Origin of the sequence: Mesorhizobium sp. M0678, from assembly GCF_040320505.1 — a bacterium.
Taxonomy (GTDB): domain Bacteria; phylum Pseudomonadota; class Alphaproteobacteria; order Rhizobiales; family Rhizobiaceae; genus Mesorhizobium.
On record NZ_JAMYPT010000002.1, the window covers coordinates 231,828 to 257,824 of the forward strand.

The window sequence follows — 25,997 nt, forward strand, 5'->3', positions numbered from 1 at the left end:
GTCTCAGCCTTTCTTCCTTTTCTTCGGCTTTTCAGCCTTTGCCTTTTCGGCCGCCTTGGAGGCGGTGGGCTTCTTGGCCGCGAGCTTGGCCAGCTGCCTGGTGTAGTCCTTATGCAGGGCGCCGGCACCCCAGCCTTTGCCTTTGTTCTGCTTCGACAGTGCCTCCATGATGGCGACCAGATTGTCGTCGCGGATCTTTTCGAGCTCGCGGATCGACAGACCGTGCGCCTGGTCGTCCGACTGCGTGGCGATCAGCTCGACCAGCTCATCGTTGAACTCCGGCACGTCCATCAGCTTGGTCCACGGCCATTTCAGGCACGGGCCGAACTGCGCCATGAAGTGGCGCATGCCGGCCTCGCCGCCGGCGACGCGATAGACCTGGAACATGCCCATCTGCGCCCAGCGCAGGCCGAAGCCGTAGCGCATGATGTCGTCGAGCTCCTCGACCGTGCAGATGCCGTCCTTGACCAGCCACAGCGCCTCGCGCCAGGCCGCTTCGAGCAGCCGGTCGCCGACGAACGCTTCGATCTCCTTGCGGATCACCACCGGCTTCATGCCGATCGAGGCATACATCTCCTTGGCGACTTCGATCGCCTCGGGAAAGGTCTGTTCGCCGCCGACGATTTCGACCAGCGGCAGCAGATAGACGGGGTTGAACGGATGGCCGACGACCAGCCGCTCCGGGTGCTTCTTCATCGCCACCTGCATGTCGGTCGGTTTGATGCCGGAGGTGGAGGATCCGACAATGGCGTTGGCCGGCGCATAAAGGTCGATCTCGGCCAGCACGCGGTGCTTCAGGTCGAGCCGCTCCGGCACGCTTTCCTGGATGAAGTCGGCGTCGGCCACCGCCTCGGCGATCGTCTTGGCGAAGGTAAGCTTGCCCTCCTTCGGCAGGCCGCCGGGCAGCATCTGCTTGTAGGCGCGTCGCGCTCCCTTCATCACCTCGCCGACCTTGCGTGACGCCTCGGGGTCGGGATCGAAGATCGACACGTCGATGCCGTTGAGCAGCAGCCGCGCCACCCAGCCGGCGCCAATGACGCCGCCGCCGATGGCGGCCGCCTTGTTGATGATGCTCATGCGGAAGCTCCGGTTCTTGTGCGGGCTGTTGCGGGGTCGGTGAGGGCGACACGCTCGCCGGCACGGATCACGGATGCGTCATAGGCCTTGCGCGCGAACACTTCGAGCACGAAGGGCCGGAAGAAATCGATCGGCAATGTCTCGTAGTCGGGATCGAAGCTCGACTGATCCCAGCGTTCGCAAAACTCATCGCAATCGTCGAAGTAGATGTGCCCGGCGAAACGGTCGCGGGCGTGTGGATTACCGCCGAGGTGGTGGGCGTAATAGAGGCGCTGGAAATCGCCGTGCTTCTCCACCACCCAGGTGCATTGCTCGCGCACAAAAGGCTTCAGGATCGACGCCGCATACTCGTCGTGGTTATAGGGCGCGTAGATGTCGCCGATATCGTGCAGCAAGGCGCAGGCAATCCAGTCGGTGTCGGCGCCGTCGCGCCAGGCCCGTGTTGCCGCTTGCAGTGAATGGCCGAGCCGGGTGATCTTGTAGCCCGAGAGGCCCGCATCAAGCTGGACGAGCGCGTCGAGCAGCCGCTCGCCGGTCTTTACCGCATAGTCGATCTCGTGCTCGGTGAGGAACGCATAGTCCTCGCGGTCGCCGTCCTTCATGGCGGTGAATTTCACGGTCTTCATCGGCGGCTCCTCCCAACCGGCTACCGGCTTTTCAAAGCGGTGCGCGCTTCGTCAGGTTCAGCTTCTTGCGGACTTCGTCCGGGCCGATGACCCTGGCGCCCATATTCGACACGATGCTGACCGCCCGCTCGACCAGCTGCGCATTGGTCGCCAGCACGCCCTTGTCGAGCCAGAGATTATCCTCCAGTCCGACGCGGACATTGCCGCCGGCCAGCACCGCGGCCGCGACATAGGCCATCTGGTTGCGGCCAATGGCAAAGGCCGACCAGTTCCAGGTCGACGGTACATTGTTGACCATGGCCATGAAGGTGTTGAGGTCGTCCGGCGCGCCCCACGGCACGCCCATGCACAATTGCACCAGCGCGTCCGGCTTCAGCACTTCTTCCTCGACCAATTGCTTGGCGAACCACAGATGCCCGGTGTCGAAGGCCTCGATCTCCGGCTTGACGCCGAGCGCCGTCATCATGCCGCCCATGGCACGCAGCATGCCGGGCGTATTGGTCATGACATAATCGGCCTCGGCGAAATTCATCGTGCCGCAATCGAGCGTGCAGATTTCCGGCAGGCACTGGCGCACATGTTCCATGCGGTTGCTCGCGCCGCCCATGTCCGTGCCTTTTTCGTTCAGCGGCAGCGGCTTCTCCGGCGGGCCGAATACCATGTCACCCCCCATGCCGGCGGTCAGGTTCAGCACCACGTCGACGTCTGCCGCGCGGATGCGCTCGGTTACTTCGCGATAGAGATGCACGTCGCGCCTAGGCTTGCCGGTCTCGGGATCGCGCACATGGCAGTGCACGATTGCAGCACCTGCCTTTGCCGCCTCGATGGCCGAATCGGCGATCTCTCTGGGCGAGCGCGGCACATGCGGGCTGCGGTCCTGCGAACCGCCGGACCCGGTCACGGCACAGGTAATGAAAACCTCACGGTTCATCGCTAACGGCATCGGACTCTCTCCCAATAGAACGTAGGGCAAGAATGCCTGACTTGCCGGAAACTGTTTTGCGTTTTACGAAGATCGTGTGACCAAAAACGAAAAACCGACGATCTTTCGGGCCGAGCGTTTGCCGCTCAAGGTAACGCTGCTGGTATTCTCCGGCTCGTCGATCATGTGCGTCGCGTCGGCCGTCGATCCGTTGCGCGCCGCCAACCGCATTGCCGGTGAGACGCTGTTCGATTTCAGGCTGGTCTCGGTGACAGGCGAGGCGCCGGTCACCACATGCGGCCTGCCGGTGGTGGTCAGCGGCCGCTTCGATGCGGCTGACACAACCGATATGCTGGTCGTCGTCGCCGGCTTCGGCACGCAGAACTACGCCACATCGGCCCTGCTGTCCGGACTGCGCCGGGCGGCGCGCGCGGCACGCGCCTGCGGCGGCGTCGAGGCCGGCACCTGGCTGGTTGCCCGCGCGGGTCTGCTGGAGGGGCGCAGCGCCACCACCCACTGGGAGGACATGGAGGATTTCTCGTCGGCCTTTCCCGGCGTCGACGTGCGCCCCGACCGCTACGTCATCGATGGCCCGGTGTTCACCACCGGCGGCGCCTCGCCGACCTTCGACCTGATGCTGCATCTGATCCGCACGCGGCTCGGCATGGCCGTGGCGCTAGATGTCGCGAGCGTCTTCATCTACGACCAGGCGCGCGCCGCGACGGACGCGCAACCGCTGGTCTCGCTCGGCCGTCTCGACGGCTACGATCCCAGGCTGGCGCAAGCCATTCGGCTGATGGAAGCGCATGTCGACCAGCCGCTGACTATCGCCGCCGTGGCAAAGCGCGCCGGGGTGACGGCACGGACGCTGGAAAGCATCTTTCGCAAGTCGATCGGCGAAACGCCGGGCGCTTATTACCTCAGGCTGCGCCTCGGCGCCGCGCGCCGGCTGGTGGTCGACACGCGCATCGCCATGGCGGACATTGCCGGGCGAACGGGGTTTTCGTCCGCCGCGGCATTTTCCAGAGCGTTTTCAAGAGCGTTCGGCGAAGCGCCGGTCAGGCTGCGTCGGGGATAATGCATGTCGCCCAAAAGCTTGGCCACGGGCTTGACCCGAGGGTGCGGAGCGGTTTTGGGATAACGACATGCATAGACAAAGGTAGATCAGGCAGCGTCCTGGCGGTCGCTGCTGCCGTCGATCTGCGAGCGCATCTGTCTCGCAAGATGGGTCTCGAAGCGGCTGGCGACCGCGCGATCCCATTCGTTTGCACTCAGCGCACCTTGTTTCGGGTGCGGCAGCGCCATCAGCCGGTCGATGATCGATCCAGCCTCGCCAGATGAGAGCAGGGCGTCGATTTCGCGTTCGTGCTGCATATCGTTTCGCCTCCTTCTTTCTGAATCCCGCCACGAACCACACTATAGGAGGTTCGTGACGGCTGTTTGAAGGCAAGAGCGAGGCGATTGATGGGCGATGCCGGGCAAAGTTTTGTCCGCCGCCGCCCATCTTGGGCACGATCGTTCCGGCAGGTCAGGCAGTGCTTCAGCCAAGCCGCATCAGTTCAACATCCTCGCCGAACGGCGTGGACATGTAGCCACTCCCGGTCGAGCGCACCCGCTCGAGGTATTCGGGGCAAAGATCGGCGTTGTCGGCAATGACGAAGGCGCCCGGCCTGAGGCGGCTTTCAACCAGACTCAAGATCTCGGGATAGAGCGCTTTGGCGCCGTCGAGCAGAAGCAGGTCGACGCTTTCGGGAAGATCGACGCTTAATGTTTGCAGCGCGTCTCCCTGTCGGATTTCCACCATGTCGATGAGACCGCCTGCTGTCAGATTACGCCTCTCGCGCGCGACCTTGGATGGCTCGAACTCGCTGGTGATCAGGCGGCCGCCGCCATTGTCCCGCAAGGCTGCGGCAAGGTGCAGGGTCGAGATGCCGAACGAGGTTCCAAATTCAACGATCGTCTGTGCGCCGCTGCCTCGTGCCAGCATGTAGAGCAGCGTGCCGGTCTCTCGCGAAACGGGAAGCCAGAGATCCCTTAGCCGCCCATAGAAATCGAGGTATTCGGTCTTGCTTCGAACGAGGCGCATCCGCTCCTCGGCGGAGAGTTCCGCCACTGCAGGGCTCGTTGCGGCAGCGGCTTCCTCGAACAGGCGGTCCAGCAGGGGCGCGAGCGGCGTTGTCGTCAGTGTGGTCATATCGGTCTCCAGTCGGAATGGAATGCGTTCTTGTGCGGCATTCAAAATACGACCAATCATTCGCGTTCACTAATCGCATTGGCGCGCCCCTCAATGAGCGATCACCGAAGCTCCCGGATTTCCTCGCGAAAACAGCCCAAGCAAGCCCGCTCGGCGGAGCTCGTCGCTGCGATTTTGCAGGCTGCTGTTCAGGTTTTGGCGAGGGAAGGCGCGCAGCGCTTCACCACGGCACGGGTGGCCGAGAAGGCCGGCGTCAGCGTCGGATCGCTGTATCAGTATTTTCCGAACAAGGCGGCGATCCTGTTCCGGCTCCAGAGCGACGAATGGCGGCAGACGACCGATTTGCTGCGCGACATCCTCGAGGACGTCAGGAAACCGCCACTTGAACGGCTGCGCGACCTGGTCCACGCCTTCCTCCGCTCGGAGTGTGACGAGGCCGCGGTGCGTGTGGCGCTCGACGACGCCGCACCGCTTTACCGCGACGCGCCCGAGGCGCACACGGCAAGGGCGTCCGGAGACCGCACCATCCAGCTCTTCATGCAGGAGGCGTTGCCAAACGCCGCGCAAGTGACTCGCGAATTGGCCGGCGACCTGGTCATGACGACGCTTAGCACGGTGGGGAAGCAGTTCTCGGAGACGCCTCGAACGCCCAAGGAGATTGAAGTCTACGCCAACGCCATGGCCGACATGTTTTGCGCCTACCTGAGAGGCCTCGATCACGGCTAAGACGCGCCAGACCCAGTCAGCGAACAGGCCACGCGAGTTTCACACGGGGCAAACCTTGTTGGTTTCAGCCCCGCGGAAAGCCGCCTTTATCCGCGGCCGTTCGAACAATGCGGCCGCGAACCGGGTACGCCTCAGACGTACCGGTTGACGATGTTCTCGAGTAGCTCCTGGCGGCCGGATCTGGGCTGCGGCTCGATCTTCTCCTTGACGACGCGCTCAGCGACCTCCTCCAGCGTACGCTTGCCGGCAAGCATCGCCTTGGCCTCGGCCGAATCCCAGCCGGCATAGCGCTCGGCGAGCGGGGCGGACAGCGCCTTGTCCTCGACCATGCGCGCTGCCGCCTTGAGGCCGCGGGCGCAACAATCCATGCCGCCGATATGGCCGATCAGCAGATCCTGCGGATCGAGCGACTGGCGCCTGAGCTTGGCGTCGAAATTGGTGCCGCCGGTCTTGAAGCCGCCGGCCTGCAGCACCTGGTAGTAGGCCAGAGCCATCTCCGGCACATTATTGGGGAACTGGTCGGTGTCCCAGCCCGACTGGTAGTCGTTGCGGTTCATGTCGATCGAACCGAAAATGCCGAGCGCGTTGGCCAGCGCCAGTTCATGCTCGAACGAATGGCCGGCCAGGATGGCGTGGCCCTGCTCGATGTTGAGCTTGACCTCGTTCTCCAGTCCGAAACGCTTGAGGAAGCCATAGACGGTGGCGACGTCGTAATCATACTGGTGCTTGGTCGGCTCCTGCGGCTTCGGCTCGATCAGGATGGTGCCTTCGAAGCCGATCCTGTGCTTGTAATCGACCACCAGGTTGAGGAAACGGCCGGCCTGTTCCTGTTCGCGGGCAAGGTCGGTGTTGAGCAGCGTCTCATAGCCCTCGCGGCCGCCCCACAGCACGTAGTTCTCGCCGTTCAGCCGCTTGGTGACGTCGATGCAGTGTTTCACCGTCGCCGCCGAATAGGCAAAGACGTCCGGATCGGGATTGGTGGCGGCGCCTGACATGAAGCGGCGGTTGGAGAACAGGTTGGCCGTGCCCCACAGCAGCTTGACGCCGGTCTGCTTCATCTTTCCCGAGAAGTAATCGGCGATCTCGTCGAGCCGCGCCGCACTTTCGGAAAAGTCCCGGCCCTCCGGCCGCACGTCGGCATCGTGGAAGCAGAAATAAGGCGCGCCCAGCAGCGAAAACATCTCGAAGGCGACGTCGGCCTTGAGTTTGGCCAGCTCCATGGTGTCGGTGCCGCCGGCCTTGGGGAACCATGGCCGGTCGAACGTCTGGCCGCCGAACGGATCGCCGCCCGGCCAGGCGAAGGAATGCCAATAAGCGACGGCAAAGCGCAGATGGTCTTCCAGCCGCTTGCCGGCGACGATCTCGTCGGGATTGTAGAACCGGTAGGCCAGCGGATTGGTCGAATCCGGTCCCTCGTATTTGATCTGTTGGATGTCGCCGAAAAAACCGCTGCTCATGTTCTTTTCCTCTCGCATGGTTCGGCCTGATTACCTCAGGCGTAATTGGTTTCGCGCTGAAGCTGGTCGAAAAGGCTCATGTCAAAGCCACCCAACGAAGGAGACAGACCATGACCGACCTCAACACCATTGCCGAAAACTACATCGCCGCCTGGAACGAGAGCGACGACGCGCGCAGAAAAGCCTTGCTCGAGGCAACCTTCACCGAGGACGTCGGCTATCGCGATCCGATCATGCGGGGCGACGGCCATGACGGCATCGCGGCGCTGATCGACGGCGTGCAGCAGCGCTTTGCCGGCTTTAGGTTCTCGCTGAAAGGCAAGCCGGACGGCTTCGCCGATACCATCCGCTTTTCGTGGAATCTTGGGCCGGACGGCATCGAATCCGTCATCGAAGGCACGGATATCGGCGTCATCGAAAATGGCCGGCTGAAAAGCGTCACCGGCTTTCTCGACAAAGTGCCGGCACAATGAGGCCTTCTCGGCAGGCCGCGGCGTGGGCGGGAAACCGTTCACGCCGTGGCGCCTCTGATCGCCGGATAAAGCTGGCGATAGCGCTGATAGGCTTGCGCATAGGCGTCACCGAGGGCGGCGACCGGCTCGACCGTGGCGTCGGTCGCCGGCGCCGCGCAGACGGCGCGCGGATCGGCACCGGTCGCCGCGATCAGGCCAAGTCGGGCCGCGCCAAAGGCAGCGCCGAAATCGCCGTCGGCTGGAATATCGACTGGCAGGCCAAGCGCTGTGGCGATGGCCTTCAGCCAATAGCGCGAGCGCGAGCCGCCGCCGATCGCCGTCACCCGGGTCAGCGTCGTGCCGGCTTTGGCCAGAGCTTCGAGGCTGTCGCGGAAAGCGAAAGCGACGCCTTCGAGCACGGCCTGGGTCAGCGCCGCGCGGCCGGATTCGTGGGCAAGCCCGGTAAACGCGCCCCGAATGACGGAATCATTGTGAGGCGTCCGCTCGCCTGACAGGTACGGCAGGAAGGAGACACCGGCCGGCGCCTGCAGCGCATCGCCGAGTTCGGCGGTCAACTCGCCGGCGCTTTTTCCAGCGATCCCCGACAGCCAGTTGAGCGAATCGGTTGCCGACAGGATGACGCCCATCTGGTGCCAGGTGCCGGGCAGTGCGTGGCAGAATGTGTGCACGGCGCTTTCCGGGTTGGGCAGATACGACGCGTTGGCGGCGAAAAGCACGCCGGACGTGCCGAGCGAGACGAACGCCTGCCCGGCGCCGACCGTGCCCATGCCGCAGGCCGAAGCCGCATTGTCGCCGGCACCGCCGGCGATCGGGATGCCCGCCTGCATGCCCCATTTCGCGGCCAGTTCGGCGCGCAAGGCACCGGCCTTGGCCGTGCCTTCGACCAGCGACGGCATCTGGCTTTCGTCGAGCGATGTGGCGGCGAGCAGTTCGGCGGACCAGGCTCGTTTGCCGACATCGAGCCACGACGTGCCAGCCGAATCCGACATTTCCGAAATATGCTCGCCGGCGAGCCAGAGCCGCAAAAAGTCCTTCGGCAGCAGGACCTTTGCCACCTTGGCGAAAACAGCCGGTTCGTTGTTCTTGACCCAGGCCAGCTTTGGCGCGGTGAAACCGGGAAAGACGATGTTGCCGGTTAGCTTGCGAAAGCGCGGGTCGGCGTCGAGCGCGGCCGCCTCGGCGTGGCTGCGTGTATCGTTCCATAGGATGCAGGGGCGCAGCACCTGATCGGCGGCATCGAGCAGAGTGGCGCCATGCATATGGCCGGAAAGGCCGATGCCTTTGACCGCCGCGAGTTCCTTCGCATGCATTGACCGCAGCTCGCCGACCGCCGCTTCGCAGGCGCGGATCCAGTCGGCCGGGTTCTGCTCGGACCAGCCGGGATGCGGGCGCGACACGTCGAGCGGTGCATGGCCGGAACCGACGATGCTCTGCCTTGCATCGATCAGCAGCGCCTTGACGCCCGACGTGCCGAGATCGAGGCCGAGATACATGTTTCCTCCCATGTCCGTCATGCCTGGCGGCGACGGTCTTTCTTGCTTCCCTGCCCAGTCCTGTGACACGGGCGGCGAAGATATCCCGGCAATCGTGCCGCCGGAAACGCACCCCGGTCAACACGCGAAGATTTTTTCGACGCTCGAAAAAATCTGGCCGGGGCAGTTTTTAAGGCAAGATGTGGCCTTGGTCAATTCGCCGCGAGAGCGGTTGCACGCCGTGAAAACAGTGCCGACAACGGGCTGTCCGGCCGTGCCAGCGCGCGTTCCGCCGCAAGCGCCCTCGCCAGCGCGCCATCACCGGAACGCAATGCCGCCTCGATCAGCGTCAGGTCGATGACGTCGCGTTGGGCGTGGCTGCCGCCGAAGCGATGGGCGATTGCCCGGATCGGCCGGATCAGGCGTATCGTCCCGGCATAATTGCCCTCGCCGAATGCCTTGATGGCGAGCGTCAGGGGCTGGCCGACATCCCTGGTGAAAGCAGCGTTGTCGTCCTTGCCGCGGATCGCCTCGCGCTGCGCCTCGAGCAAGCCGCGGGCCGGCGCTTCGAGGCCGGCGCCGACAAACGCCATCATCGCGTGGGCGTCGTTGAAGGCATAATGGCCGGCGCTCGCCTTGGGCAACCAGTTGGCGGCGAGTGCCGTCCAGCGCTCGCCGACATCGACGCCGCCGAGATGCAGCCGCCACAGGATCGCCGAGGCATCGACCATGTTGAGCGCCAGCTTCGAGCGCTCGCCATAGATCGGCCCGTCGTAGAGCGCCAGCACCTCGTCGGTCTCGCCGAGATCATAATGGAACAGCGCCAGATGCCACCAATTATGCACCTGCAGGAAGCTTTCCCGCGTCCACGCTTCGGGATTGGCGCGCATCCACAGAATGCCGTCCTTCTGCCGGCTCTGCATCTCCATGACATGGGCCACCGCATGCTGGGCCCAGCCGTCGCGCGGCTCGAGATCCACCGCCGTGCGGCCAAGTTTTTCGGCGCGCGCGTAGTCGCCCATTTCTTCCAGCCCGAAGGCCTGCATCCCGAGTATGGCGTGATAGCCCGGCATGCCGCTCTGCCAGGACGGCAGCGCGCGGCCGATGCGGTCGCGCAGCATGCGCGCATTGCCGGTGAAGAAGTCGATCTGGTGGCCGGTCTGCAGCGCCAGCGCATCGAGCGGAAACTCGATGGCGATATCCTCCAGCACGCGGGCGGCCTCGTGCCAGCGTCCATCCGCAAGGTAGCCAAGGGCGGCGACATGCGCCTGCTCGCGCGTCGTCGCGGCAAGCGGCAGCGCCGCCTCGTGACATGCCTTGGCCACCGCCGTCGCTTCGCGCTCGGTGGCAAGGCCAAAGAGATAACCCTTGAACACATGCGCCATGACGAAGCCGGGATCTTCGGCGATTGCCCGGTCAATGGAACCGACCGGATCGCCGATGAAGCACTGCAATTCGCGAACAGCCCGGCTGTAGGACGAGAGCCCGGCCTCCGTCGCGCCAGACAGTGTCAGGCCGAATGCATCGCTCACCGCCATGGTCTGTCCTCAGTTGCCCGAGCGCATCGCCACTGTCGCGATGCCGGCGCCGACCAGCAGCGTGCCGCCGGTGCGGTTGAAGATGCGGATCGCCTTTGGGTTGCGCACCACGTTGCGCGCCCTTGCGGCGATCAGCGCATAACCGAAGGCATTGGCGAAGGCGAGCGCCAGGAAGGTCGTCTCGAAGATCAGCATCTGTGTCCAGAAATCCGCATGCCGGTCGAGGAACTGCGGCAGGAAGGCGACAAAAAAGGTGATGCTTTTCGGATTGAGCGCGGTAACCAGCCAGGCATGCGCCATCATTTTCGCCGACGACACCGCATCGGTGCGCGGTTCGGCCCGGAGCGCGCCGCCGGCGCGAAACAGCTTGATGCCGAGATAGATCAGATAGCCGGCGCCGATCACCTTCAGCACGGTGAATACGGTGGCGGACGCCGCCAGCAGCGCGCCGATGCCCAGCATCGACAATGTCATCGCGGTGAAGTCGCCGAGCGCCACGCCGACTGCCATCGGCAGCGCGGTGCGCCAGCCCTGGCCGAGCGCATAGGACACCACCAGCAGGATGGTCGGACCTGGAATGACCAGAAGGACTGCCGAGGCGGCGGCAAAGGCGGCCCAGTTTTCGAAGGACATTTTCTTCTCCTTGAGCTCAAAGAAGAGGATAAATCCTTGGTCCCGCGCAGATGTAAAGAGGCAAAAATCGAAAAAGCCCCTCGTTAACGCCAGGCGGCCGGCCTTCACGCTTTTTCAACCATGATTGGTGAAAATGCCTGCTATCCGGCCGGATCGTGTTTCCCGCCGACAGCGTAGGGTTTGGGTAAATGCGTGAGTTGCCGCAAGGTCTGTCGCTGCCGCACAACGGCGACGCAATCGAAACCGAAATACAGCTTTCCCGCCGCACGGTGCTGTCCGGCGCCGGTGCGCTGGCGCTGCTCGGCGTCGCCGGCTGCAGCCAGACGCTGGATCTGCCGTCGCTGCAGCTCGACGACGTCACCACCGGCTCGATCCGGCCGATGCGTCCGAGTATCAGCGTCGACAAGAACATCACCAGCCCCGACGTGATGTACGCTTCGCTCACCGACGGTGGCTTCAATGTGCCGGAAGTGCCCTATCTCAAGGTCAAGCCGGAGTTCCGCCGCCAGATCGTCGTCGATCCGACCGGCGAGCAACCCGGCACCATCGTCGTTCACTCGCAGGAACGGCTGCTCTATCTGGTGCAGTCCGGCGGCGATGCGATCCGTTACGGCGTCGGCATCGGCAAGGACGGGTTCCGCTGGTCCGGCCGCGCCAACATCCAGTACGGCAAGGAATGGCCGGTCTGGACCCCACCGCCCGAGATGATCGCCCGCAGGCCGGAACTGGTGAAATGGCAAAGCGGACAGCCGGGCGGCCTCGACAATCCGCTCGGCGCGCGTGCCCTCTACATCTATCAGAACGGCAGCGACACCGGCTATCGCATCCACGGCTCGCCCGAATGGTGGAGCATCGGCCAGGCGATGTCGTCGGGCTGCGTGCGCCTGATCAACCAGGACATCATCGATCTCTACAGCCGCGTCTCCAAGAAGAATCCGGTCGTCGTCGTCTGACCGGCGGCCAAGGCTCGAGCGATTACTCTGCCGGCTAGCGCTGCACACCCATGTACTACAATTTTGTGCGAATTCATGCGACGCTTCGCCTTGCCCAGCCACGTCCGCTCGCGTGACTGACAAGTTTTGGGAGATCGCGACATCGTTGCGCTGATCGAGGCGAGCGAAGCGGAGAAGCCGACCATGCGTGGTCCCTTGCAAGAAGCAAGAAAGCAATTGATGCCGCTTGTCAGGATAGCCGAACTGGAAATCGATCCTAAGCAGATCGGCAGCTACAAGGCCCTGCTTGCTGAAGAGATTGAGGCTTCTGTACGCGTCGAGCCGGGCGTGCTTTTCCTTCATGCGGTGGCAGTAAAAGGCACGCCTGAAAAGGTGCGCGTGATCGAATGCTACGCCGATCAGGCGGCCTATGAGGCCCACCTGACCACGCCGCACTTTCTCAAATACAAGGCGCGGACGGCGAGTATGGTCAGGTCACTTCGGCTCATCGAAACGGATCCTATCGCGCTGCAGGCGAAGAGTGGCCCGATTTCAAACTGACCCACTGCCTCTGCCGTTGCGCGATGCCGCAAGACAGGCGAATGTGCCTGCGATTTTCACCGCCCGGGAGACGTGAACAATGGCCGGAACTTTTGTCATCGCGCAAGGCGGCGGCCCGACCGCCGTCATCAACCAGACCGTGGTGGGCGCCACGCTCGAAATCCGCAAGCGGCATCCCGGCGCCAAGGTGCTTGGTTCCATCCACGGCGTGCGCGGAATTCGTGACGGCAATTACGTCGATCTTTCCGCCATCCCCGAGGACCGCCTGCGGCTGATCGCGGCGACACCGAGCGCCGCGCTTGGTTCGACGCGCGACAAGCCGGATGCCGCCTATTGCGACCTCATCCTCAACGGCTTGAAGAACGCCGGCGCCGATGCCTTCATCTATATCGGCGGCAACGACACCTCGGGCACGCAGCAGATCCTCACCGACGCCGCCGGCGGCAAGATCGCCTTCGTCCACGCGCCGAAAACCATCGACAACGATCTCGAGGAGAACGATCACACGCCCGGCTTCATGTCGGCGGCCGAGTTCGTCGCTGGAGCATTCCTTTCGGTCGATCTCGATTTCCGCGCTCTGCCGGGCATCTATGTCGGCATCGTCATGGGGCGGCATGCCGGTTTCCTGACGGCCGCGTCCGCGGCCTGGCAGCTCGATCAGGACAGCGGCCCGCATCTCGTCTACGTGCCGGAGCGGCCATTCTCCGCGGTGGGCTTCATCGACGACGTTCGTGCAACGCTCGACCGCCACAAGCGCTGCATCGTTGCCGTCTCCGAAGGCGTCAGCACCGCCGACGGCAAAGCGCTGGTCGAAAGCCTGGTGCCGCCGGAAAGGCTGGAGCGCGACCAGCACGGCAACGTCAAGCTGTCGGGCAGCGACCTGCCGGCAGCCTTGGAGCGCGCGCTCGCCGAAGGATTGCCGGGCAAGCGGGCGCGCGTCGATGCGCTCGGCTATATGCCGCGCGGCTATGTCGGCGCCATCAGCGCGGTGGACGCGCAGGAGGCCTTCGATGCCGGTGCCTTCGCGGTCACGGTGGCCGACGAGGGGGGCGGTTCGGTGGCGCTGCAATATGACGGCAAGAAAACCGTGCTGAAGAAGGTGCCGCTGAAGAACGTCGCCGGCAAGACGCGCCATATGCCGGATGATTTCATGCTGCCGGATGTCAACCGGCTGTCCGATGCGGGGATGGCCTATCTGAAGCGGCTGGTCCCGCAAAAGTACAAGGTCGGCAAGCCGTTCGTCTGATGCCGGCCTTGATCTGATGGACAGCTGGTTCAGCAAAACCATCGTCGACGCCAAGACGACGATGCTGACCGAGCCCTTCGTGCACGAATTCGTGCGCGCCAACATCTGGCATCTGCGCGGCCGCGATGTCGACCTGCTGGTCGACACCGGCATGGGGATCTGCCCGCTGGCGCCGCAGATCGACACGCCGTCCGGCAAGCCGCTGCTCGTCGTCGCCACGCATATCCATCTCGATCATGTCGGCTCGCTGCACGAGTTTCCGTTGCGGGCAGGGCCGCGCCACAGCGCCGCACAGTTCGACAGCATGGATGAAGCGGTGACCTACGCCTACATGTTCCATGATCTGGAAGGCGCCGTCTCCAGGCTGCCGGCAAAGGGCTGGAAGGCGGCCGATTACAGGATTCAGCCCGCGCCTCTGGCCCGGACCCTGGACGAGGGCGATAGGATCGACCTCGGCGACCGCCAATTCCGCGTCCTGCATCTGCCTGGCCACTCTCCGGATTCGATCGCGCTGTTCGACGAGGCTGACGGCCTGTTCTTCGCCGGCGACGCCATCTACGACGCCATGCTGATCGACGACCTGCCGGATTCGGATCGTGCCGCCTATCGCCGCACGATGCAGCGCCTGCTCGAGCTGCCGATCCGCATCGGCCATGGCGGCCATGGACCGAGCTTCGACGGCAGGCGGATGCGCGAGATCGCCACCACCTATCTCAGCCGGACCGACTGGAAAGGCGAATAGGAGGCCTCGGCTGAGGCGGCGCAAATCTGAAGCGATTTGTCTTGCGCAGCTATTTTGTTCTTGCTTTGTGCCGGCAGCTATGCTAGTAATCTAGGTATGGTGCTGATTCGCCCCAATGACCCGCCGCAAGGCGGGTTTTTGTTTCGGGTTTCGGCGCCAGCCCGGCAAGGCGGCTGCCAGCCGGAAATTAAATCTTCGTAATATTATCTGGAAACCACGATCGGCGCCCTAGATGCGGGGCTGTCGATCCGGTCGGCCGCCGTGCCAGGCGAGACAGGCAAGGCCGACACGCCGATAGAGCATTCCGGTGACGGAACGCTGCGGCGCCCGATCAATCTCTCGCCCGGACAACGGCCATGTCACCAATCCAGACCCTTCGCAGACATCGCGTCGCCGCTCTGCTGGGCGCCGCGCTGATCGTCAGCCCCTTCGCCCTGCCCCTCGCTCCCAGGCTGAATGATGTCCTGGCGGCAACAGTGACCCCACCTGTCACCGGAATGACGGCGCCCAGCGGTTCGTTCGCTCCGGTCGTGGCGGCCGACAAACCGGCAGTGGTGACCATCGCGACGGTCATGAAAGTACAACAGCCGGACACCATGAGCGACGCCTCTCCCTTTGGCGGAACCTCGCCTTTCGACGACTATTTCCGCCATTTCTTCGATGACCAGGGACAGCCCGCCCCCAAGACACCGCCGGAACAGGCGCCGCGCACCGAGGCCCTCGGCTCAGGCTTCATCGTCGGCGCCGACGGCACCATCGTCACCAACAATCACGTCGTCGACGGCGCCCAGTCGATCAAGGTGACGCTCGACGACGGCACCGAGCTTCCCGCCAAATTGATCGGTCATGACGCCAAGAACGATCTTGCCGTGCTCATGGTCAAAGCCGGCAAGCCCTTGCCGATCATCAAATGGGGCGATTCCGACAAGCTCATGCCGGGCGACCAGGTGCTCGCGTTCGGCAATCCTTTCGGCCTTGGCACTACGGTCACGGCCGGCATCGTCTCGGCGCGCGGCCGCGACCTGCATAGCGGGCCGTTTGACGACTTCATCCAGATCGACGCACCGATCAACCGGGGCAATTCCGGCGGCCCGCTAACGGATGTGAACGGCAATGTCGTCGGCATCAACACGGCGATCTTTTCGCCGAATGGCGGCAGCGTCGGCGTCGGCTTCGCCATCCCCTCGGACCAGGCGCAAAAGGTCGTCGCCAAGCTGATGAAGGGCGGCTCCATCCAGTACGGTTATCTCGGCGTCCAGATCCAGCCGGTGACGCCTAACATGGCGAGCGCCATCGGCCTCGATCACGCAGCCGGCGTGCTGGTCGCGCAGGTCAGCGACGGATCGCCGGCCGCCAAGGCCGGCATCGAGACCGGCGACGTCATTACCAGTTTCGCCGGCCGCGACATAAAGGATCCAAGGGATCTGTCGCGCACCGTCGCCGACGTTGCGCCCGGCACGAGGGAAACCCTCAATGTCTGGCGCCAGGGGCAAAGCCTGCAGATCTCCGTCGAGGTCGGGCGCAACGAAGACGACATGGCAACGGGATCGGTGACCGGCGATCGGCGTCAGCCGTCGACGGAGCAGGGCCTTCGCGCACCGGCGCTCGGTCTCGGCCTGATGGACGTCACCCCGGATGTGCGCCAGGCAATGAACCTGGCAGGCAACCAGCACGGCGCGCTGGTCGAGCGCGTCGACCCGAACAAGGCGGCATCGGCTTCCGGCATCCAGCCCGGCGACATCATCGTCGCCGTCGACCAGCATCCGGTGAGGAACGCCAGGCAGGCTAACCAGGCGATTGTGCAGGCTGCCAAATCTGGCAAGAAATCGGTGCTGCTGCTTGTCGAGCGTGGCGACGCCCAGATGTTCGTCGCCGTCCCCTTCGCCAGTGGCTGAAGCGGGCGCCGCGCTGCCAAGATCGATGTAGAGCATTGCCGCCAGGCCGGAGCCAAGATTTCGGTTGCCCGCGCACGCGTCTTCGAGAAAACTGACAAAGGTCGATTGGACCTTGCGCAAACGGATATTCTCGATGGTTACCCGAGGCTTCTCTTCCGGACGAAAGCCGCCGACGGATACGGATGCACGTATCCCGCCGGGGCAATATCTCGAGCAAGGTTTCCCGGTCCTGTCGGCCGGCCCGACGCCGCATGTCCGCACCGAGGATTGGTCGTTTACGCTTAAGCACGGGCCGCGGCCGATCAAGAAGTGGAACTGGGCCGAGTTCAACGCGCTGCCCTTGACCAAGATGACGCGCGACATCCATTGCGTCACCGCATGGACCAAGTTCGACACCGCGTGGCAGGGCGTGCTGGTCGACGACATCCTTGCCGACGCCGGCATCGAGCCGCCCACCGCCTTCACGCTGGCGCTGGGTTTCGACGGCTATTCCACCAATGTGCCAACGAAGGATCTCACCGGCGGCAAGGCGATGGTGGCACTGCTTTACGAGGGCAAGCCGATCACCCCCGATCATGGCGGCCCGGCCCGGCTGCTCGTTCCGCACCTCTATTTCTGGAAATCGGCCAAATGGCTGAACGGGTTGCAGTTCACCGAGCGTGACGAGCCGGGTTTCTGGGAATTGCGAGGTTATCATATCTACGGCGATCCGTGGCGCGAGCAGCGCTACACGAACGATCCATGAGCGACGCACCGGCGGCGCAGTCGCCCTGGCAGACGGTCACCATCACCCGCATCCAAAAGCGCACGCCGCGCGTCACCAGCTTTTTCCTGCAGCCGTCGCGGCCCTTCGTCTACCATGCCGGACAGCATGTCGATGTCAGGTTGACAGCGCCGGACGGCTATCAGGCGCGCCGCTCCTACTCCATCGCCTCGGCGCCGGAGACCGGCGAGACCATCGAACTGGCGATTGAAAAACTCGAGGACGGCGAGGTCTCGCCGTTCTTTCACGAGATCGCGGCGGTGGGCGACGAGGTCGAATTGCGCGGGCCGCTCGGCGGCCATTTCGTCTGGTCCGACGGCGATGGCGGACCGCTCCTGCTCGTCGGCGGCGGGTCGGGCGTGGTGCCGCTGATGTCGATGGTCCGTCACCGGGCGATGCGGGGATCGCTGGTCGCCGCCACCTTGGTGTTTTCGGCGCGGGTCTGGGACGAGGTGATCTTTCGCGACGAGTTGATCGACCTCGCCGAGCGCCGGGATGGCTTCGACCTGGTGCTGACGCTGACGCGCGAGCCGGCCCGCCGTCCGGCAGATCATGCGCGGCGGGTCGACGCCGCGATGATGGTGCAAGCCATGACGAGGCTGCCCGCGCCGCCGAAGCTCGCCTTTGTCTGCGGCTCGAACGCATTCGTGACGGCCGCCGCCGAGGCACTGATCGATGCCGGGGTGCCTGCGGCACTCATCCGCACCGAACGCTACGGGGTCTGACCGGTTCTGCTTGCCCGGTTGCTGCCTTTGTTGGGCGGCATAAAGCAGGCCAAAAGCAGCCGCAACGCCGACGCCGCGTTTGGCCGAAATGGTTAACGATTCGACAAAGAGCCTCGGCTGCGACTTTTATCGGTTTAAAAAATCGAACCGAACGGTTCGTTTCTGTTGACAATGCGTGCAGGACGCTGTGAACGCTGCCTCCCCAAGTCACCTTGCAGCCAGACCGATACTATGGGCTATCTACTTGATATTTAGCAATAAAATTGTGGCGAAGGGAATCTCTGGCACAATTTCAAGGTGTAGATTCTTGGTCCACACCAAACAACTTCGTGATTGGAAACTGGCCATCGCCTTTCCCACATCGGGGCTGTCCGAACGACGCGAATTCCTCCCAAGACACGCCGCTGGACGGACGGAAAAACTGAGATACTGGAGTACTAAAATGAAAAAGATCGCTCTTGCCGCCGTCGCCGTTTTGGCCATCACCGGCAGCGCCTTCTCTGGCAGCGACAACTTTGGTTCCAAGGGTGCGAACCAGCCTGCCGCTTCGGTCGACAGCTCGTATACGGCTTCCATTCAGAAGCCGGCTCATGCTGACCAGCAGCCTGTCCAGGGCGCCGACCGAAACCTCTTCGGCAACAACTAACAGCCGATCCCAGCATCAGGGCGGCGGGCATATCCGCCGTCCGGGGATCTGAAAAATTCAGGAGTATTAAGATGAAAAAGATCGTTCTTGCTGCCGCCGCCGTTTTGGCCATCACCGGCAGCGCCTTCGCGGGCAGCGACAACTTTGGTTCCAACGGAGCCAACCAGCCCGCTGTCTCGGTCGACAGCTCCTACACGGCTTCCGTCAAGACGTCGGACCAGGCTGAAAAGCAGCCGGTTGTCCAAGGCACCGACCGTAACCTCTTCGGCAACAACTAACAGCCGATCCCACCATCAAGGCTGCGGCATGCCCGCCGCTTGATTTCGAAAATCCAGGAGTACCCAAAATGAAAAAGATTGTTCTTACTGCCGCCGCTCTCTTGATTGCCGCCGGCAGCGCTTATGCCCGCAACGACAATGTTGGCGGGACCGACATCAACAAGCAGTCGACCGTCAACGTCGACAAGACGCAGACGTATTCGGTACGTGACAGCAATTCGCCGATCTACAAGCTGCTGAATTCGTCTGGCGATGTGCCCAAGTCCGCGCCTCAGGGCGCCGACCGCAACCTCTTCGGCAACAACTAGAGCAATTCCAGGAAAAGTGTGAAACGGTTTTCCCGGGAAAAGCGCGTAGCGCTTTCCCTTGGGAATTGCGTCAAAACAAAGAGATAGAGCGGTTCGGCGTTCCGTGAAACGATGAACCGCTCTAACGGCCGAACTGGAATTCCAGACAAGAGCGGCGGGCCATGCCCGCCGCTCTTGTTTTTTGCATGGCGGAAGAACGCCTGCTTCAAGCCGCCTTTGCTTCTGCTTCATGGAGCGCGAAAGAGCGCCCGTCCGCGTCGAAAATATGCAGGTCGCCGGCGTCCGCCGTCAGCCGCAGCGTCGCTCCGCGCTTGACCTCGACATTGCCCGGCAGCTTGGTCACCAGCGGCAGGTCGGCGCGGCCGATGTCGACATAGACGAGCTGGACCTCGCCGAGCTGCTCGACGTAATCGACCGTCCCTTCGAACAAATAGTCGGCGCCGGTGGCAATCATCAGATCCTCCGGCCGCACCCCGAAGCTCACCGCAGCGCCTTTCGCCGAGGCAGGCGTTGCGATCGGCACCGTCGCCTTGCGGCCGCCGACATGGCTGACGACCGTCGGGTTGCCGGTCTTGTCGATCGTCGCCGGCAGGATGTTCATCGCCGGCGAGCCGATGAACTGGGCGACGAACAGATTGCCGGGCCGCTTGTAGAGCTCCATCGGCGTGCCGACCTGTTCGATATGGCCTTCCTTCAGCACCACGATGCGGTCGGCCAGCGTCATCGCCTCGACCTGGTCGTGGGTGACGTAGATCATCGTTGTGGCCGGCATCGACTCCTTGAGCTTGGCGATCTCGATGCGGGTGGCGACGCGCAGCGCCGCGTCGAGGTTGGATAGCGGTTCGTCGAACAGAAAAACCTTGGGATTGCGCACGATGGCGCGACCGATGGCGACGCGCTGGCGCTGGCCGCCCGACATCGCCTTGGGCAGGCGGTCGAGATATTTGGTCAGCTGCAGGATCTCGGCCGCCTGGCGCACCCGCTTGTCGATCTCGGCCTTGCTTTCCTTACCGATCTTCATCGAGAAGGCCATGTTGTCGTAGACGGTCATGTGCGGATAGAGCGCATAGGACTGGAACACCATGGCGATGCCGCGCTTCGACGGCGGCACGTCGTTGACGATCTCGCCATCGATCTTGAGCTCGCCCGAGGTGATCTCCTCCAGCCCGGCGATGCAGCGCAGCAAGGTCGACTTGCCGCAACCAGAGGGACCGACGAAGACGATGAATTCGCCCGACTTTATATCGAGGTCGACGCCGTGCAGAATGTTGAGATTGCCGTATGATTTCTTCACTTGCCGTAGCGTGACATCGGCCATGGTACCCTCCAGTTCTTCCTTGAATTCAGTCGATACGCCCGAACCAGGCGCCGTAGCCGCCGAAGCGGATAGTGCCGGCGCCAGTCTGTCCCGAAAACCCGTTTCCCGGCAAGGGCTGCAATGAGCGGCCGCCAAGATCGACTTCGGCCGGCTTTGCTCCGAGATTGAAGGCGCAGACGATCTGCTCGTTGCCTTCACGGCGGGTGAAGGCGACGGTGTCGCCCTCGCTTTCGATGAACTCGATATCACCCTTGGCCAGTGCCGGATGGGCGCGGCGGAAAGCCAGGAAGCGCCGGTAGTGCTCGAGCAGCGAGCCGTCGTCGCCTTGCTGCACATTGACGGCTTGCGCAAGGTGCTTGCTGGGCACGGGCAGCCAGGGCTTTGCCGTCGAGAAGCCGCCATTGCGGGCAGCGCCGTCCCAAACCATCGGCGTACGGCAGCCGTCGCGTCCCTTGAATTCAGGCCAGAAGCGGATGCCGTATGGGTCCTGCAGATCCTCGAAGCTGAGCTCGGCCTCGCTGAGCCCGAGCTCCTCGCCCTGATAGATACAGACCGAGCCGCGCAACGACATCAGCAGCGCCGAGATGACCTTGAGGTAGGCGGTCGGGTCGGGCTCGCCGGCTGCCCAGCGCGAGGCGGGACGCATCACGTCATGGTTGGAGAAGGCCCAGCACGACCAGCCGTCGCTGGCCACCTTGCCGAAGGTTTCCAGCACCGAGCGTACCTTTGCCGCGCTGATCTTCTCCGGCGCCAGGAAGTCGAAGGAGTAACACATATGCACGCGCTTGCCGCCGGCCGTATAGGCCGCCACCACTTCCAGCCCACGCTGCGAATCGCCGACCTCGCCAACCGCGGCCGTCGCCGGGTATTCGTCGAGCAAGGCGCGGAAGCGTTCGAGGAAGCCGAGGTTTTCAGGCCGGCTCTTGTCGTAGAGATGGTCCTGGTAGTTGTAGGGGTTGACGGCCGGCGCCGTCTGGTCGTTGCGCTGCTCGGGCGGCAGCGGCGGATTGTCTTCCAGGCCTTGGCTGTGGAAATAGAAATTGATGGTATCGAGGCGGAAGCCGTCGACGCCACGCTCCAGCCAGAAGCGGGTGACGTCGAGCAGCGCGTCCTGGACCGCGCGGCTGTGGAAATTGAGGTCGGGCTGCTCGGCCAGGAAATTATGCAGATAATATTGCTGGCGGCTGGTGTCCCACTGCCAGGCCGAGCCGCCGAAGATCGACAGCCAGTTATTGGGTGGCGTGCCGTCCGGCTTGGCATCCGCCCAGACATACCAGTCGGCTTTTGGATTGCTCCGGCTCGAGCGGCTCTCCTTGAACCAGGGATGGATGTCGGCGGTGTGCGAGAGCACCTCGTCGATCATCACCTTGAGGCCAAGCCGATGCGCCTCTGCGGTCAGCGCGTCGAAGTCGGCCAGCGTGCCGAACATCGGATCGACATCGCAATAATCCGACACATCGTAGCCAAAATCCTTCATCGGCGATTTGAAGAATGGCGAGATCCAGATGGCGTCGACACCGAGCGAGGCGATGTAGGCCAGCCGGCCGATCATGCCCCTGAGGTCGCCGATGCCGTCGCCGTTCGAATCCTGATAGCTGCGCGGGTAGATCTGGTAGATCACGGCACCTCGCCACCAGTCGCGATCTATAGCGAGATCTGGCTTCGGGGTGGCCTTCAAAGCGGATTGCATGATCTCAACCTCCTTTCACCGAGCCGGCAAGCAGCCCGCGGACGAAATAGCGCTGCAGCGAGAAGAACACGATCAGCGGCACGATGATGGTGACGAAGGCCGATGTCGTCAGGATCTCCCAGTCGCCGCCGCGCGAGCCGAGCAACGCATTAAGCTTGGCGGTCAGCACGATCTGGTCGCCCTCGGTACCAAGGAAAACCATCGCCACCAGCAGATCGTTCCACACCCAGAGAAACTGGAAGATGGCGAACGAGGCCAGCACCGGGAACGACAATGGCAGCACGATCTTGACGAAGATCTCGAAATCGCTGGCGCCGTCGATACGCGCCGACTCCATGATCTCGCGTGGCAGGCCGGCAATATAGCTCCTCAGAAGATAGATGGCGAAAGGCAGGCCGAAGCCGGTATGCGCCAGCCAGATGCCGAGATAGGTCTTCGACGGCACGCCGAAGAAGCTGCCGACGCCGTTATAGAGCTTCAACAGCGGGATCAGCGACATCTGCAGCGGCACGACCAGGAGGCCGATGATGACGGCGATGAGCAGCGCCCGGCCGGGAAAGCGCATCCAGGCCAGCGCGTAGGCGGCGAACGCGGCGATCAGGATCGGGATGACGGTCGCCGGAATGGTGACGGTCAGCGAGTTCATGAAGGAGCGGCCGATGCCTTCCGAAAACAGCACCGTGTCGTAATTGTCGGTGGTGAATTTCGGCGGCGCCGACGAGGCGTAATAGACGCGCTGGCCGCGTTCGCTTTCGAAAGCCTTCGGCGAGGTCATGACGAAACTGCCGTCGGCATTGAGCTGCAGGGTGACGCCGTCGCCGAGATCGGCTGTCGTGCCGGCGGGATATTGCGTCGGCGCTGCCGACTTGACGCCGAAGGCGCTGATGTTGCGGGCCGGACCGTCGCCGAAGACATTGCCTTGCAGAACGAACTTGCCGTCCTTCTCGACTTGCGCCGAGGCGGGCGGCAGCCGTCCGGCTTCCGTCTGGCTGGAACTGGTGAACGAGTTCCACCAGCCCGAAGCGATGATCTGATCCTTGTCGCGCAGCGACGAGACCAGAATGCCGAGCGTCGGAATCGTCCAGATCGCAACGAAGATGAAGACGGCGATATGGACGCCGAAACGGCTGACAAAGGACTTTCCGGTCGACGCGGCCATCTCAATGTCCTTCCGTCTCTTTGTTCGCCTGGCGGATGTTCCAGACCATGATCGGAATGACCGCTATCATGATGATGATGGCGATGGTGGCGCCGCGGCCGAAATCGCCGCCGCCGCGGAACATCCAGTCGAACATCAGATTGGCCAACACCTGGCTGTTCCACTGGCCGTTGGTCATGGTCAGCACGATGTCGAAAACCTTCAGCACCAGGATGGTGATGGTGGTCCAGACCACGGCGATGGTGCCCCAGATCTGCGGCACCATGATCTTCCAGAAGATCTGGAAAGGGTTGGCGCCGTCGATGACGGCGGCTTCCAGCGTCTCTTCCGGAATGCCGCGCAAGGCCGACGACAGGATTACCATGGCAAAGCCGGTCTGGATCCAGATCAGGATGACCATCAGGAAGAAGTTGTTCCAGAACGGCAGCGAGATCCAGACCTGCGGCTGGCCGCCGAAATACTGGATGATGGCGTTGAGCAGACCGATCTGCGTCTGCCCGTCGCCGCGATATTCGTAGATGAATTTCCAGATGACGCTGGCGCCAACGAACGAGATGGCGAGCGGCAGGAAGATCAGGCTCTTGGCGATGGTGCCCCACCAGATCTTGTCGGTGAGCACGGCGATGATCAGCCCGAGGAAGGTGCAGGCGGCCGGCACCACCGCCAGCCAGATGATGTTGTTGAGGATCGAGTTGCGGAACTCGCGGTCGCCGAACGCCCATTGATAGTTGGCCAAGCCGACGAAATGGGCGCCGCCGCGATCGAGGAACGACAGCCTCAGCGTCTCCACCACCGGGTAGATCAGGTAGATGGTGAGGATGATCATCGCCGGGCCGACGAAGAGCCAGGGTCGGATCACCCCCTGCCGGCGCAGATTGTTAATCGCCGCCTTGCCGGAAACGCCGCGTGCCGGAAAGATCGTGTCGAGTGCCTTGTTGGCGCCCCAGAAATAGGCGACGCAGCCGCCCACGCCGATGATGATGACGAATATCGCCGAAAAAATCTGAGCCGCCATGGGTCCCTCCCCCTGCGCACGGATCCGCCAGTCGAGAATGGCTTTGGCGACGGGATCATGCGCCGATTCAGTTGTCTGGAGCGCGACCAGCCGGAAAGCAGGTCACTGGGCGCGCGTCATGCCGGAATGCGTTGTACTCACGACAATCGACGCGACGCCAAGCACCGGATAAGGTCCGGGCCGTTTGAGGCCCGGACCACATCACATTGGGAACTCAAGCCGGCCGCTTACTTGATCGCGTCCCAGCTTTTCTGGATGTCAGTGGCGACGTCCTGGGCGGACTTGCCGCCGACCAGGTCGATCATGCCGGTCCAGAACGCACCGGCGCCGATCTTGCCCGGCATCAGGTCGGACCCGTCGAAGCGGAAGGTCGAGGCGTTGGCCAGGATCTCGCCCTGCTTCTTCAGCGCGTCGCTAGCATAGGCGTCCTTGTTGACCGACTTGAACGGCGTCACGAAGCCGCCCTGTGCCATCCAGATCTCATGAGCGAGCGGCAGCTTCAGGAATTCGATGAACGCGCGGGCACTCTTGCTATCTTTAGTGATCATGGCCAGCGTGCCGGCGCCGAGCACCGGAGTGCCGAGCTCGGGCTTGGAGGCGTAGGGCGGGTAATAGAAGAAGTCGGCATCCTCGCCGATCTTGGTGCCTTGCGGGAAGAAGGTCGGGATGAACGATGCCTGGTGGTGCAGATAGCATTTCGGCGGCACCGAGAAGAGGCCCTTCGGGCTGTCACGGAAATCGGTCGCCGCAACCGCCTTGGCGCCGCCCTCGACCATCTTGTCGTCGGTCGCGATCTTGCCGAAAATGTCGATGGCGTTGACCACTGCCGGATCGTTGAACGGAATTTCGTTCTTCACCCATTTGTCGTAGGTCTCGGGCGTCTGGGTGCGCAGCATGATGTCTTCGACCCAGTCGGTCGCCGGCCAGCCGGTGGCGCCGCCCGAACCAAGCCCGATGCACCATGGCGTGCCGCCGTCGGCGATGATCTTCTTTTCGAGCTCGGCAAGCTCTTCCTGCGTCTTCGGCACCTTGTAGCCCGCTTCCTCGAAATTGTCCGGCGAGTACCAGACCAGCGACTTCACGTCGGCCTTATACGGAAAGGCGAAGAAGCCGGGCTTGCCGTCCTTGTCCTTGAACGTGCCGAGGTCGACCCAGGATTGGCCGGCGCCGTAATTGTCCTTGACCCAGTTGGCCGTGTCGTCGCCGAGCGGCGTCAAAAGGCCCTTCGATGCCAGATCCTGGATCAGGCCCGGCTGCGGCAGCACGGCAATGTTGGGCGGGCTGCCGGCCTGCGTGTCGATGACGATCTGCTGTTCGTAATTCTCCGACGAGGAGTACTTGATCTCGGCGCCGGTGGCTTCGGAGAAGTAATCGAGGACGGTGCGGATAAGCCCTTCGTCCTCGCCGCGCCACGGCCCGAAGATCGTCAGCGTCTCGCCCTTGAGGTCGACCTTCTTGAGCTCCTCGTAGTTGGCCCAGTTGAAACGGGGATCTTCGCCCGGCTTGAACTTCAGTTCGGCTTGCGCCGGCATGGCGAGCGCAAGCGTGGCAAACGCAGCGCCCAGCAGAAGCATTTTCTTCATCGGTATTCCCTCCCAGTG

28 protein-coding genes are annotated in these 25,997 nt (G+C 63.2%); 13 read left to right on the top strand and 15 right to left on the bottom strand.

Annotated features, from left to right (window positions below):
* Positions 1 to 3: 3 nt before the first annotated feature.
* From NKI29_RS04585 to bcoG, 3 genes are read right to left on the bottom strand one after another with little or no spacing between them, the layout of a single operon-like run.
* Positions 4 to 1,077, bottom strand: a complete 1,074-nt coding sequence (locus tag NKI29_RS04585; protein ID WP_352620665.1) for a carnitine 3-dehydrogenase — start codon at positions 1,075 to 1,077, stop codon at positions 4 to 6.
* A complete protein-coding gene (locus NKI29_RS04590) occupies positions 1,074 to 1,703 on the bottom strand; it encodes an HD domain-containing protein (RefSeq protein ID WP_352620667.1) in 630 nt (209 codons plus the stop codon). The genes NKI29_RS04585 and NKI29_RS04590 overlap by 4 nt, the downstream gene beginning before the upstream one ends.
* Positions 1,704 to 1,734: 31 nt before the next feature.
* On the bottom strand, positions 1,735 to 2,646 hold the full coding sequence (gene bcoG / locus NKI29_RS04595; RefSeq protein ID WP_352451615.1) for a 3-dehydrocarnitine:acetyl-CoA trimethylamine transferase BcoG: 912 nt from the start codon (positions 2,644 to 2,646) through the stop codon (positions 1,735 to 1,737).
* Positions 2,647 to 2,722: 76 nt separating this feature from the next.
* On the opposite strand from bcoG, the gene NKI29_RS04600 reads away from it, so the two are divergent.
* The gene (locus tag NKI29_RS04600) at positions 2,723 to 3,703 is read left to right on the top strand and encodes a GlxA family transcriptional regulator (RefSeq protein WP_352724635.1); all 981 of its coding nucleotides are present in this window, start codon (positions 2,723 to 2,725) and stop codon (positions 3,701 to 3,703) included.
* Positions 3,704 to 3,789: 86 nt separating this feature from the next.
* On the opposite strand, the gene NKI29_RS04605 is transcribed toward NKI29_RS04600, so the two are convergent.
* Together NKI29_RS04605 and NKI29_RS04610 are read right to left on the bottom strand one after the other, a co-directional pair.
* Positions 3,790 to 3,999, bottom strand: a complete 210-nt coding sequence (locus tag NKI29_RS04605; protein WP_023680243.1) for a hypothetical protein — start codon at positions 3,997 to 3,999, stop codon at positions 3,790 to 3,792.
* Between the two features lie 166 nt (positions 4,000 to 4,165).
* Entirely contained in the window at positions 4,166 to 4,819 is a 654-nt protein-coding gene (locus NKI29_RS04610) for an O-methyltransferase (protein WP_352795600.1), read from the bottom strand.
* Positions 4,820 to 4,912: 93 nt separating this feature from the next.
* On the opposite strand from NKI29_RS04610, the gene NKI29_RS04615 reads away from it, so the two are divergent.
* Complete coding sequence (locus NKI29_RS04615) at positions 4,913 to 5,545, top strand: TetR/AcrR family transcriptional regulator (protein WP_352795601.1); 633 nt, start codon at positions 4,913 to 4,915, stop codon at positions 5,543 to 5,545.
* A 131-nt stretch (positions 5,546 to 5,676) separates the two neighbouring features.
* Here NKI29_RS04615 and xylA read toward each other — a convergent pair whose 3' ends face one another.
* Positions 5,677 to 7,002, bottom strand: a complete 1,326-nt coding sequence (xylA, locus tag NKI29_RS04620; protein WP_352795602.1) for a xylose isomerase — start codon at positions 7,000 to 7,002, stop codon at positions 5,677 to 5,679.
* Positions 7,003 to 7,112: 110 nt separating this feature from the next.
* Here xylA and NKI29_RS04625 point away from each other — a divergent pair, with 110 nt between their 5' ends.
* On the top strand, positions 7,113 to 7,475 hold the full coding sequence (locus NKI29_RS04625) for a nuclear transport factor 2 family protein (protein WP_352568435.1): 363 nt from the start codon (positions 7,113 to 7,115) through the stop codon (positions 7,473 to 7,475).
* Positions 7,476 to 7,513: 38 nt separating this feature from the next.
* Here NKI29_RS04625 and xylB read toward each other — a convergent pair whose 3' ends face one another.
* The 3 genes from xylB to NKI29_RS04640 all read right to left on the bottom strand — a co-directional run bounded on the left by xylB (position 7,514) and on the right by NKI29_RS04640 (position 11,118).
* A complete protein-coding gene (gene xylB / locus NKI29_RS04630; RefSeq protein ID WP_352568569.1) occupies positions 7,514 to 8,968 on the bottom strand; it encodes a xylulokinase in 1,455 nt (484 codons plus the stop codon).
* Between the two features lie 191 nt (positions 8,969 to 9,159).
* Positions 9,160 to 10,485: a tetratricopeptide repeat protein gene (locus NKI29_RS04635; protein ID WP_352568433.1), complete on the bottom strand. Its 1,326-nt coding sequence runs from the start codon at positions 10,483 to 10,485 to the stop codon at positions 9,160 to 9,162.
* Between the two features lie 9 nt (positions 10,486 to 10,494).
* A complete protein-coding gene (locus NKI29_RS04640; protein ID WP_352568431.1) occupies positions 10,495 to 11,118 on the bottom strand; it encodes a LysE family translocator in 624 nt (207 codons plus the stop codon).
* Positions 11,119 to 11,306: 188 nt separating this feature from the next.
* Here NKI29_RS04640 and NKI29_RS04645 point away from each other — a divergent pair, with 188 nt between their 5' ends.
* The 10 genes from NKI29_RS04645 to NKI29_RS04690 all read left to right on the top strand — a co-directional run bounded on the left by NKI29_RS04645 (position 11,307) and on the right by NKI29_RS04690 (position 19,214).
* Positions 11,307 to 12,071, top strand: coding sequence for a L,D-transpeptidase (locus NKI29_RS04645; protein ID WP_352795603.1), 765 nt, complete (start codon positions 11,307 to 11,309; stop codon positions 12,069 to 12,071).
* A 219-nt stretch (positions 12,072 to 12,290) separates the two neighbouring features.
* Complete coding sequence (locus tag NKI29_RS04650) at positions 12,291 to 12,611, top strand: putative quinol monooxygenase (protein WP_352568568.1); 321 nt, start codon at positions 12,291 to 12,293, stop codon at positions 12,609 to 12,611.
* Between the two features lie 79 nt (positions 12,612 to 12,690).
* On the top strand, positions 12,691 to 13,857 hold the full coding sequence (locus NKI29_RS04655; protein ID WP_352568427.1) for a diphosphate--fructose-6-phosphate 1-phosphotransferase: 1,167 nt from the start codon (positions 12,691 to 12,693) through the stop codon (positions 13,855 to 13,857).
* Positions 13,858 to 13,873: 16 nt separating this feature from the next.
* The gene (locus NKI29_RS04660; RefSeq protein ID WP_352568425.1) at positions 13,874 to 14,599 is read left to right on the top strand and encodes an MBL fold metallo-hydrolase; all 726 of its coding nucleotides are present in this window, start codon (positions 13,874 to 13,876) and stop codon (positions 14,597 to 14,599) included.
* A gap of 356 nt (positions 14,600 to 14,955) precedes the next feature.
* Positions 14,956 to 16,494, top strand: a complete 1,539-nt coding sequence (locus NKI29_RS04665) for a DegQ family serine endoprotease (RefSeq protein ID WP_352568423.1) — start codon at positions 14,956 to 14,958, stop codon at positions 16,492 to 16,494.
* Between the two features lie 133 nt (positions 16,495 to 16,627).
* Positions 16,628 to 17,239: a molybdopterin-dependent oxidoreductase gene (locus NKI29_RS04670; protein ID WP_023680229.1), complete on the top strand. Its 612-nt coding sequence runs from the start codon at positions 16,628 to 16,630 to the stop codon at positions 17,237 to 17,239.
* Positions 17,236 to 17,982 carry an FAD-binding oxidoreductase gene (locus NKI29_RS04675; RefSeq protein ID WP_023680228.1) on the top strand — a complete coding sequence of 249 codons (747 nt, stop codon included), beginning with the start codon at positions 17,236 to 17,238 and terminating at the stop codon, positions 17,980 to 17,982. Before NKI29_RS04670 ends, NKI29_RS04675 begins: the two co-directional genes overlap by 4 nt.
* A 442-nt stretch (positions 17,983 to 18,424) precedes the next feature.
* A complete protein-coding gene (locus tag NKI29_RS04680) occupies positions 18,425 to 18,628 on the top strand; it encodes a DUF680 domain-containing protein (protein WP_023680227.1) in 204 nt (67 codons plus the stop codon).
* Positions 18,629 to 18,699: 71 nt separating this feature from the next.
* Complete coding sequence (locus NKI29_RS04685) at positions 18,700 to 18,906, top strand: DUF680 domain-containing protein (protein ID WP_352568421.1); 207 nt, start codon at positions 18,700 to 18,702, stop codon at positions 18,904 to 18,906.
* Between the two features lie 68 nt (positions 18,907 to 18,974).
* Positions 18,975 to 19,214: a DUF680 domain-containing protein gene (locus tag NKI29_RS04690; protein WP_352454766.1), complete on the top strand. Its 240-nt coding sequence runs from the start codon at positions 18,975 to 18,977 to the stop codon at positions 19,212 to 19,214.
* On the opposite strand, the gene NKI29_RS04695 is transcribed toward NKI29_RS04690, so the two are convergent.
* The 6 genes from NKI29_RS04695 to NKI29_RS04720 all read right to left on the bottom strand — a co-directional run bounded on the left by NKI29_RS04695 (position 19,211) and on the right by NKI29_RS04720 (position 25,979).
* Positions 19,211 to 19,423, bottom strand: a complete 213-nt coding sequence (locus NKI29_RS04695) for a hypothetical protein (RefSeq protein ID WP_352568419.1) — start codon at positions 19,421 to 19,423, stop codon at positions 19,211 to 19,213. The two genes, NKI29_RS04690 and NKI29_RS04695, sit on opposite strands and share 4 nt — an antisense overlap.
* Complete coding sequence (locus NKI29_RS04700; protein ID WP_352568417.1) at positions 19,420 to 20,532, bottom strand: ABC transporter ATP-binding protein; 1,113 nt, start codon at positions 20,530 to 20,532, stop codon at positions 19,420 to 19,422. The genes NKI29_RS04695 and NKI29_RS04700 overlap by 4 nt, the downstream gene beginning before the upstream one ends.
* 25 nt (positions 20,533 to 20,557) lie before the next feature.
* Positions 20,558 to 22,222, bottom strand: coding sequence for a beta-galactosidase BglA (bglA, locus tag NKI29_RS04705; RefSeq protein ID WP_352795604.1), 1,665 nt, complete (start codon positions 22,220 to 22,222; stop codon positions 20,558 to 20,560).
* A 4-nt stretch (positions 22,223 to 22,226) separates the two neighbouring features.
* Positions 22,227 to 23,381 carry a carbohydrate ABC transporter permease gene (locus NKI29_RS04710; RefSeq protein ID WP_352568413.1) on the bottom strand — a complete coding sequence of 385 codons (1,155 nt, stop codon included), beginning with the start codon at positions 23,379 to 23,381 and terminating at the stop codon, positions 22,227 to 22,229.
* A 1-nt stretch (position 23,382) separates the two neighbouring features.
* On the bottom strand, positions 23,383 to 24,396 hold the full coding sequence (locus tag NKI29_RS04715) for a carbohydrate ABC transporter permease (RefSeq protein WP_023680221.1): 1,014 nt from the start codon (positions 24,394 to 24,396) through the stop codon (positions 23,383 to 23,385).
* A gap of 227 nt (positions 24,397 to 24,623) precedes the next feature.
* On the bottom strand, positions 24,624 to 25,979 hold the full coding sequence (locus NKI29_RS04720) for an ABC transporter substrate-binding protein (RefSeq protein ID WP_352452249.1): 1,356 nt from the start codon (positions 25,977 to 25,979) through the stop codon (positions 24,624 to 24,626).
* Positions 25,980 to 25,997 lie beyond the last annotated feature (18 nt).